Source organism: Paucibacter soli, assembly GCF_037482845.1.
Classification (GTDB): domain Bacteria; phylum Pseudomonadota; class Gammaproteobacteria; order Burkholderiales; family Burkholderiaceae_C; genus Paucibacter_B; species Paucibacter_B soli.
The window spans coordinates 326,136-333,753 of record NZ_JBBHJW010000007.1 but is presented as its reverse complement, the minus strand read 5'-3'; the positions used below and the strand labels follow the sequence as shown (position 1 = coordinate 333,753).

At 61.8% G+C, this 7,618-nt stretch carries 9 protein-coding genes; 8 read left to right on the top strand and 1 reads right to left on the bottom strand.

What is annotated here, in order from left to right; translation table 11 throughout:
• The first annotated feature begins 66 nt into the window (after positions 1 to 66).
• A complete protein-coding gene (cysC, locus tag WG898_RS16340; protein ID WP_339603858.1) occupies positions 67 to 594 on the top strand; it encodes an adenylyl-sulfate kinase in 528 nt (175 codons plus the stop codon).
• Between the two features lie 10 nt (positions 595 to 604).
• Here the strand turns inward: cysC and WG898_RS16335 are convergent, their stop codons facing one another.
• Entirely contained in the window at positions 605 to 1,960 is a 1,356-nt protein-coding gene (locus tag WG898_RS16335; protein ID WP_339603857.1) for an FAD/NAD(P)-binding protein, read from the bottom strand.
• 463 nt (positions 1,961 to 2,423) lie between these two features.
• Here WG898_RS16335 and WG898_RS16330 point away from each other — a divergent pair, with 463 nt between their 5' ends.
• The 7 genes from WG898_RS16330 (at position 2,424) to WG898_RS16300 (ending at position 7,549) form a co-directional block, all read left to right on the top strand.
• Entirely contained in the window at positions 2,424 to 3,887 is a 1,464-nt protein-coding gene (locus WG898_RS16330; protein WP_339603856.1) for a hypothetical protein, read from the top strand.
• A 193-nt stretch (positions 3,888 to 4,080) separates the two neighbouring features.
• Positions 4,081 to 4,704, top strand: coding sequence for a tetratricopeptide repeat protein (locus WG898_RS16325; protein WP_339603855.1), 624 nt, complete (start codon positions 4,081 to 4,083; stop codon positions 4,702 to 4,704).
• Positions 4,701 to 5,147: a type II secretion system major pseudopilin GspG gene (gspG, locus tag WG898_RS16320; protein ID WP_339603854.1), complete on the top strand. Its 447-nt coding sequence runs from the start codon at positions 4,701 to 4,703 to the stop codon at positions 5,145 to 5,147. Before WG898_RS16325 ends, gspG begins: the two co-directional genes overlap by 4 nt.
• Entirely contained in the window at positions 5,053 to 5,532 is a 480-nt protein-coding gene (locus tag WG898_RS16315) for a type II secretion system protein (RefSeq protein ID WP_444718956.1), read from the top strand. The genes gspG and WG898_RS16315 overlap by 95 nt, the downstream gene beginning before the upstream one ends.
• The gene (locus WG898_RS16310) at positions 5,533 to 5,988 is read left to right on the top strand and encodes a PulJ/GspJ family protein (protein ID WP_339603852.1); all 456 of its coding nucleotides are present in this window, start codon (positions 5,533 to 5,535) and stop codon (positions 5,986 to 5,988) included. It begins immediately after the preceding gene.
• Positions 5,985 to 6,584, top strand: coding sequence for a prepilin-type N-terminal cleavage/methylation domain-containing protein (locus WG898_RS16305; RefSeq protein WP_339603851.1), 600 nt, complete (start codon positions 5,985 to 5,987; stop codon positions 6,582 to 6,584). Before WG898_RS16310 ends, WG898_RS16305 begins: the two co-directional genes overlap by 4 nt.
• The gene (locus tag WG898_RS16300) at positions 6,584 to 7,549 is read left to right on the top strand and encodes a type II secretion system minor pseudopilin (protein WP_339603850.1); all 966 of its coding nucleotides are present in this window, start codon (positions 6,584 to 6,586) and stop codon (positions 7,547 to 7,549) included. The genes WG898_RS16305 and WG898_RS16300 overlap by 1 nt, the downstream gene beginning before the upstream one ends.
• Positions 7,550 to 7,618 lie beyond the last annotated feature (69 nt).

Sequence of the window (7,618 nt, the reverse complement as noted above, 5' to 3'; positions counted from 1 at the left end):
CCCCACCAGCAACCGCACCAGCGGTGCGCTGCTGGTGCGCTGAGTTAATGAGTAATGTCTGAATCAATGAATGACATGGTAGCGGTGACCCTCTGGTTGACGGGCTTGTCGGGCTCCGGGAAAACCACCTTGGCGCAAGCGGCGCACCGAGCCTTGTGCCAACAGGGACGGCTGAGTTTTGTATTGGACGGCGACGTGGTTAGAACTGGGTTGTGCCGGGATCTGGGCTTTTCACCATCCGATCGAAGCGAAAACATCCGGCGTGTTGCCGAAGTCGCGCGCCTAATGAACGAGGCCGGGGTGACGGTGATATGCGCCTTGATATCGCCACTGCGGGAAGATCGTGCGTTGGCTGGTGCTGTCATTGGGGCGACGCGCTTTTACGAGGTTCATGTATCGACGCCGTTGGCGGTCTGTGAGCAGCGGGACCCGAAGGGGCTCTATCGTCGCGCCCGCGCCGGCGAGATTAGCGAGTTCACTGGTATTTCGGCGCCCTACGAGGCCCCGCTGACGCCTGCCTTGGTACTTGACACCAGCGCACTGCCGATGGGCGCTGCGCTTGAGCGCCTGCTGGATCTGTGGCGTCGCGCCTGAATATGCCCATCTAAGTGGATAAGATGGCCTGTGCCAGTCGCGCTGCATGCAGGCGCAGTTCAGGCACCGCAGTGGCCTCCCAGAATTGCGCCTTTAGAAGTGGGCCGATATAGTGCAACCCATCCTGGGGATGGCCCTGTTCATCGAGCAGGCGGTACTGCTCGTCGACGTGAATGCCGAGCCCGAGCGGGCAGCGCTGCAAACGCCCCTGCTCTGCCAGTCGCCACAGCAGGGGGCAGGTATCAGCGGTGATGCTGGCGCTGGGGCCGGTGCAATTGATCACCCTGACAGCCTCGAACTGCTGCAAGGCGCTTGCGTGCCGCGGTCGCCATGCCAGACGCAGGCCGGTGACACATGGTTCTACGGCCACCAGGCGTCCCGCCGCGACCTGCAACTGGCCGGTATCGAGCGCGGCTTGCACGGCGGTGATCGCATCGGGCGCCGCGCGGTGCCGGTGCACATCCCAATAGACCTGGGCATGCCGCAGAAACTGCGCGCGTTGTCGCATGGACAGGCCGGCCCATAGCTGCGGCGTCTGGCTGCGCAAGCCCACCCAGAGGTCGCGCCAGTCGCCGCCAACTGCCCGCAGCTTCGCGGCTTCCGCGCGCAGGGCTCGCAGCAACTTTACAGGGGTATGTGGCGCTGCCACCCAATCCGGCCTCGGTTGCCAGGCGGTCGGCGGCAACTCGTTGCGCCGATGTGCAAGCGGCGGCAAGCCCCGTCGTGACAAAGCCAGAATCCTGCCTTCATGCCCTTGTTTGCGCAGCGACAGTAGCGTATCGACCATGGTCAGGCCCGTGCCCAGCAGCAGCAGAGACGCGTCAGGGGGCAGGTCTTGCAGGGCGTTTGCAGACCAAGGGTCGTTGACATAGCGCTTTGGCGGCAGGTGACCCAGTGCTGGCAGAGGACTTGTCGGTGCGAAATGGCCCAGCGCAAGGATCACCTGATCGACCTTCAGGACGGTGCCGTCGGCCAGGCGCAGCAGTTGTTGATGATCAAGCAGTTCGGCGACGGCCTGATCGTATCGAGTCACCTGCATGTCGCGACGGCTCGCGATGGCTTCGTCGAGTCTTGCCGCCAAGTAGTCGCCATAAAGCCGCCGGGACACGAACTGGTGGGCATCGTGCGGGTTCCCCTGCGAGCGTAACCAAGAAATGAAGTCGTCGCTCCGCGCCTCGTCGAGGCTCATGCGTGCCGCCGGAACATTAAGCACATGGCTGTCGGAACTGGTGCCATAGGCCAGGCCGCGTGCGTAGCGACCCGAGGCGTTAATTATGGAAATCCTGTTTCCAGCCGGGGAGCGCCGCAGCAACTGATAGACCAGGGATGCGCCGCTGAATCCGGCGCCGATGACAGCGATATGCACGTTGAACCCGCAGTTTGTTGAAACGGTATTTTCTCGCCTGCGGCCTAGGCAGCGTATGGCTTGAGTTCGAACTAGCAGCAACTAACCGAACAAAACTGCGGGCGCCGCGCCGCGCTGTCAAGCGTAATGGCGCAAACACTTACCCGACTAGCACGTCTTTACATTGAAGGCTGTGCGTTTCCCGCAACGCGATATCGAAAAGTCGGGCCACAAAGTGTTTACTCTAGCTACCTGCTTCGAGGGCTCTGCTAAGCTTCCCTGCGTCTCACTGGCACCGCACCGTGCTTTCTTTGATAACGGCTAGGGGCGTGAAGGGGAGATGAGCGGTTCGTCGGTTAGTGCTTACCTGCGCGATGGCTTTGCAACTGGGCTGTCTTGCGGATTGGCGTTGACAGGTTCGAGGTTCCGTGCCTTAGAATCGCCGGCGAGCGGCTTATGCGCTCGATTCGCGAATCAGTGCGTCATGTTCCAACAAATTTGTGGAGTCTATTTAATGAAAAAGCGTAATGTCTTTGTGCAGGGTGCAGTGGCTGCGGCTCTGGTTGCTGCCTTCGGTGTGGCTCAAGCCGGTACCATCACCGCTGGTAACGTCAACTACGCGGTGGAAGCCATGGCCTCCACCACCCCAGTGACCCTGGGCAACGTGGTTTACAACATGGGCGTGGCGCGCACGACGACCCAGCCGTTCACGCTGATCTATACGCTGAGCAGCGGCACCTTCAATGCCACTCCGGCTGTGCCTACGGCCGCTGGCGGTACCGCTGCGATCGTTGGTTCGTCGCTGAAGCGCGGTGGCGCCGGCAGCAATGAAGTTGTGTACGACATCGTCGTCAGCGGCAACATCTCGGCTACCGATACGCTGACCCTGGTGGCTCCGGTGGTGGTGGGTCACAACCTGACGACGTCTGGCAATGCCGTGTCGATGTCGGTCAAGCTGCTGGATACCGGCGAAACCGCTTGCGTGGACAACTCCGGTACGCCTTCGACCTGCGCGGTGACCTCGGCTCGCGCTACCGCTGCCAAGGCTTCTGGCTTTGACGCGGCGATGGCCACCAACGACACGACTACCGTGACCGACGTCGGCGCAACCGTGCCCTTGGCCGGTTTCGTGGCTGGCACTGGCGCTGGTATCGGCCTGGACACCGCGACGGTTGCCAAGGTCGCCGTGAGCGTCAACAACAACACGGCTGGCGTCAAGGGCACCGGCGGTGTGGTTGACTACACGCTGGTTGCAGGTGACACCGTGACCCTGACCTTGACCGATGCAACCGGCTTCCTGGGTCTGAAGGCCAACAAGCTGTGTTTCGACAAGGACGCCGACACGACCCTGTGCGAAGCGGGTGAAGTGTTCACCGTGAGCGGCAACACCGCCACGTTGGCGGGTATTCCGGGTAATTCGGCCGCTTTCGGCATCGGCGGTGCCGCTTCGGGCACGCTGTCGTTCGAGACCGATGCTACGACTCCGATGGGCGTGTCGCGTACCATCGGTCTGGCTGGTGCTGTGACCCCGACGACCGCTGGCGCTGTGGGTTTCAGCTACGCGCCTAACGCCAGCTTCTGGCAGTGGAGCTCGAACGGCACGCAGCTGCAGTCGCCCTGGTTCACCACCTACACCGGCTACCAGAGCAACTTCTTCCTGACCAACACCGGTACCAACCCCGCCAGCTACACCGCACGCGTGCTGACCGAGACTGGCAATGCTTGCACGGCAGGTACCGGCGCTTCGGGCACGATCCCGGCCAATGGTCAGCTGTTCGTGTCGGCCACCGGCGCAGCTGGCCTGTGCTCGTCGATGGCTACCGCAACCCGCGGCACGGCGATCTTCACGATCAATGCCCCGAGCGCCACGGTGCAAGGCGGCTACAACGTGGTCGCTCCGAACGGTTCGATCAGCAACCAAGTGCTGGTTCGCCCGGGCAGCAACTAATCAGTTCGTATCATCGACTGATGAAAAGAGGGCTTCGGCCCTCTTTTTTTATGAGTGATCGCTTTGGCTGACCGACGTTCACGATGGTGCGTCGAGAAGGCGATCGAGCCGATCCTCAGACCTTTAGAGTATGTGTACCGTGGGTGGCCCAATGATGCGTAGATGGAATTGGATTTGTGGAGGCGCAGTTGCGATGCTGGTCTGTGGCTTGGTTCAGGCACAGCAACTTGCCGGGCCGGTGGCTGCGCCATCGGCTACCAAGGCCGTGGAGGCGCCTGCGCTGGTAGCCCAGCTTGCACTGGCCAAGAAGGGGAGCGCCGATGCGCAGTTCCTAGTTGCCGGTATGTATGAGCGCGGCCAAGGCGCGCCGCAAAGTTATGTCGAAGCGGCTAAGTGGTATCGCTTGGCTGCTGAGCAAGGCCATGCAGGTGCGCAGTTCTTTCTGGGCGCGATGTATGGCAGCGACCGTGGGGTGCCGCGTGACTTCGTGGAGGCCGTGAACTGGTACCAGAAGTCGGCGGCCCAAGGCTACCGTGACGCACTCTATCCAGTCGCGTACGCCTATGAAAACGGCATCACGGTGCAGCAGGATTTTGTCGAGTCGCACAAGTGGTACCTGAGGAGCGCCGAAGCCGGGGTTTGGCAGGCCATGGACAGGTTGGCGCGTGCTTATACAGCGGGTGAGCTGGGCCTGAAACCTGATGCCGAGCAGGCTTCGATTTGGCGTGCCAAGGCAACTGCGGCACAAGGCGACCAGAGGATCATCAACGCGCCGGCTCGGCAGCGTTCGGCCAATCAGAACGAGGCAAACAAATGAAGCAACAGAAGTGCCGCATTGGGCATCGCGGCTTCACGCTGTTGGAACTGCTCGTGGTGCTGGTCATCATTGGCCTGATCGCTGGACTGGTAGGCCCAAAGCTGTTTTCAAAACTGGACCAGGGTAAGGTCAGTGCCGCCAACGCCCAGGTCAAGTATCTGAGAAGCTCGGTCGACAGCATGAGGCTGGACCTTGGGCGTTTTCCGACGACTGAAGAGGGATTGGCTCTGTTGATGAGGCCGCCCGTGGACCCCGCCCAGGCCGGTCGTTGGCGCGGGCCTTATTTGGCCGACGCCTTGCCCCTGGACCCTTGGGACAATCCTTATCAGTACAGTGTTCCAGGCGCCGATGGTCAGCCCTTTGCCCTTTACTCCTTTGGTGCGGACGGCAAGCGGGGCGGAGAGGGTGATGCCAAGGACATTGGGATCCTTCCTGCGCAATAGGCCGGCGGTATCGGGCTTTACGCTGCTGGAGTTGTTGGTGGTCATGGCCTTGATTGCCATGCTTGCCGGGCTTGTTGCTCCCAGTGCACTGAAGGCTGTCGAAGCCGCCAAGCGGCGCGGTGTGGCGGCGGACTTGAAGTTCGTCTTGCAGTCCCTGCCAGTACGCGCCTTCCATTCCGGTGAGGAGCTCAATCTTGATGCGGACGCCTTGCGCAAGCTGCAGCCTGAATTCCCGGCGGATTGGGGCATGCTGGTGCGGCCCAAGTTGCACTACAGCCATACCGGCATCGCTGCCGCGGCCGAGGTCAAGCTTTTGCCGCCTGGTGAGGCAGTGACGCTCACCTTCCGGGTTTTGCCTGTGACCGGCGAGGTCGTCGAGCAATGAGTGTCGGAAGCATCCGTGATGCGGGCTGCTAGGGCGCGCTCTGCAGGGTTTGGCCTGCTTGAGGCGGTGGTTGCTTTGACGTTGCTGGCAGGGACGGGCGTGGTGCTTTTTTCCTGGATCAATCAGAACGTGCAAGATGTTCGGCGGCTCAAGGTGGCCGAGCAGGAGGCTGCCATGCTCTTGTCGGCGCAGGCCCTGATCGAGACTGTCGATCCGATGCATGCGTTGGAAGGCGAGTTGGATTCCGGTGATCTGCATTTACAATGGGCGGCCCAGTTGATTGAGCCGGCCCGGAGCAATAGCGCGTTTGGACCGGAAGGCCCGGTGCCGGGTGCCTGGCAGCTCGGCTTGTACAGACTTGCGGTGCAGGCGCGCGATAAGCAAGGGCTTTCGATACGTTTCGAGCAATTGCGAGTTGGCACCCGCAGACTGCGCCCTATCGGAGCAGGGCCATGAAGAACCGGGGGCTGACGCTGCTTGAAATGCTGGTGAGCTTGGTGATGGTCAGCATGATCAGTGCCTTGCTTGGTCAGGCCTTGATGCATCTTCGGCGGATCGAGGAATTGCTGGATGGCGGGCGCCTGCATGCAAGCGTCGAGGGCGTGCGGATGGAGTGGATTCGTTCTGCGCTGGAGTCTTTGCTTCCGGCCCCGATCAGTGCCACGGAGCGCTTTCGAGGTACAGAGCGAGAATTGACCGGGCTATCGGCCGACGCCCCGACTCCGCCATCACCTGGTGTGGGAAGCGTCACTTTCTCCGTTGTGTACGACGCAGTGCTGGATCAGACGAGTCTTGAAATGCGAACCGGTGCCGCTGAAGAGGCACCGCAAGTGCGCCTGCTTCGCTGGCGCGGCAAGAAGGGCGGGTTCCGCTACATGGATGGCGCAGGTGCCTGGCGCGATACCTGGCCAGACCCGCAGCGCAAACTGCCGGCACTGCCCAGGGCAATCGCGCTTGATATGGGGGAGGACCCTCCTGGGCAATTGGTTGCCGTTGTCAGGGCTTATGGCACCGAGTCTGTGCCCACCCGCGCGGCGCTGGAAAACCTTTGATGCGCGCCGAGCGGGGTTACGTTTTGATTGTGGTTCTGGGCGCGCTTGCCCTGATTGCCGTTGTGGCTGCGCGCTTCGCGCAACGGTTGGATGGGTTGCGAGAACAGGTGCTTTCGATGAAGACTTATGCGCAGCAGCGTCTCGATCAGCACAGCGCGCTGGCCGCTGCCCTGTATGTCGTGACGACAAGGCCGCCTGGGCCGGGCGGCTTTGGATCGATAGCGCGACCGGACTTGTGGGCTGATGGCCGCAACTACCAGTTCCCCTCCGGGGCGCAAGTCTCGATTCAAGACCAGCGTGGCCTTTTCTCGCTGGCATCCTTTGAACGATCCGACTTGGAGCGCCTGTTGCGCTCGCTAGGTGCTGAAGCGGGGAGCACGGATGCACTGATCGACGTTCTGTTGGACTACCAGGACACGGACTCATTGAAGCGCCTCAACGGTGCCGAGGCACCAGACTATGCAAGCGCTGGTTTGCCGCCGCCGCGTAACGACTGGCTGATTTCGTCGCGAGAGCTTGAGCGCATGCCTTTGTGGCGTGATCGCCCGGAGTTGCTTCGCAAGCTTGATCGGCTCGCTTCGATTCGCCGTGGGGCTGAGGTCAACATCAATACGGCACCTAAGGAATTGCTGGGGGTCATCCTGCCGCAGGCGCGGCCTGATCAAGTGGAACGCTTGGACGCTTGGCGGCGGCAGATCCCCTTCGTCACTGCGGCTGCTGCCCAAGAAGCCGCAGGCCTGATGATCGCCAGCGAAGCTTACGCCTTCCATGTGGGTGACCAGTTCCTGCTGCGCGTTGCAGCCGCAGGGGCGCCCAGGGCGCTGCAGTACAATTTACAGCTTGCTCCCGACGGGAGGGATGCGCCTTGGACCATTTTCGAGGCGCACCCGGTAGTCAATTCAAAAACAGCTGCTGTACGCCCAGAACGTGCGACTCCCTTCCCCCTGGAACTCCGCCCAAATTGACGCTTACAGCCTTCCGCGCCTAACGCTGGAAGGACCTGTCCTGACGTCGAACACTAGACCGTCCCGCCT